1 protein-coding gene and 1 pseudogene are annotated in these 1,422 nt (G+C 29.7%); both read right to left on the bottom strand.

All coding sequences use genetic code 11. From position 1 onward, the window contains the following. Positions 1-194 precede the first annotated feature (194 nt). Positions 195-870: pseudogene (locus LQ598_RS13650) on the bottom strand (ATP-binding protein). A 142-nt stretch (positions 871-1,012) separates the two neighbouring features. Next, positions 1,013-1,135, bottom strand: a complete 123-nt coding sequence (locus tag LQ598_RS13875) for a hypothetical protein (RefSeq protein ID WP_259338445.1) — start codon at positions 1,133-1,135, stop codon at positions 1,013-1,015. Positions 1,136-1,422 lie beyond the last annotated feature (287 nt).

Below are 1,422 nucleotides of genomic sequence, written 5' to 3'. Positions count from 1 at the left end.
GTTTCTAATAAAATCCATTGTTTTCTGACAGTAATTCTATTCGGATTGCAGGATAAAGGTTTTGTAAGTAGTTAATGGATGCTTTTGCGTACCCTTTCTTTCTATGGCTTTTAGATATGATGATTTCTGTAATATACAGAGTATAAACGTCGGGGTTAATATATACATTTATTCTTAAATAATTATGTGCAAAATTAGTCGTTTTCCTTTGGAAAATGATCTTTCAATCTATATGGTTTTCCAACAATAGAAACGATAGTTGCGTGATGAAGCATTCAATCTAATATCGCATTTGCTATTTTAGTATCTTGGGATACTTTGTCCCAAGATTTAAAATTTACATTTGTCGTAAAGATTGTGCTCTTTTCCTCATATCTTCGGTCTATTAATTGGAAAAATAGTTTGGCATCTTCTATATCTATGGGTAAGTATCCTATTTCATCAATAATTAATAATTGATATTTACAGTAGTGCTTGTTCTTTTTTTAGCTGCTGTTATGCCTATCGAGGTCGCTAAGTGTATTTTTCCGATACCGCTTGGCCTTAAAAATACGATATTTTCTTTGGTTTCAATAAACTTTAAAGATGCAAAACCTATTATTTGATATTGATTAATATTGGGTTGAAATGAAAAGTAAAAGTCCTTCACCTCTTTCTTAAAAGGAAAGGCAGCTACCTTAACCATTGCTTCAATCATATTTTTTCTTTAACATCAATTTCATAATTCGTCAGTTTTATAAGTGATTCAATAAATGAAAGATCATTCTTTATGCTGAAGTCTACGACTTCGTTTAAATGTACACACATTTGCATCCTCTTTAAATACTCTAAGTTCTTAATTAACTGTTGAAAGCTTATATTATCTATCATTTGTACATGTCTTCAATCGCATTCAAATTCTCTTTCGCTAAATCGCCAATCTCTGGATAATTTGAAGAAGATACCATAAGTGACTCTATATAGTGATTTTCTTTATAATTAAGTTTTGATTTACTGATTTTGTGGACTGCGATTAATTCCCTGTTCTTTGATGTATTTGACTATTAACTCTATCATTTAATGTTCCGATGAAATCATACAATTCTTGAAGACTAAGTTGACCTTGGTAAGCGTATATTTCATCTAGTAACTCCATCGTAGTTCCAACTTTAAATCGTTATGTGTGTACATATTTAAATTAGCATTTATATACAGAGTTACATTTTGATCAGTTAAAAACCTTGTATATTCTACAATTTCTTGATTATCTTCTACAACATCCATTGATTTCAAGTATGATTGTTCAAGATTATTGTGGAAGAAAATCATATTTGAAAACAATGGGTTATTTTGTGTAATTTTTATGCTTGAGTTAGGTGTATATAGCGTGTATAGTTATATCTTGTGAGCGAGAGATAAATAACACATCAAAACACTTTGGAA

This window comes from Mammaliicoccus sp. F-M27, assembly GCF_022387115.1.
GTDB classification, from domain to species: domain Bacteria; phylum Bacillota; class Bacilli; order Staphylococcales; family Staphylococcaceae; genus Mammaliicoccus; species Mammaliicoccus vitulinus.
The sequence above is the reverse complement of the archived record's forward strand: the minus strand, read 5'-3'. Positions and strand labels throughout refer to the sequence as shown.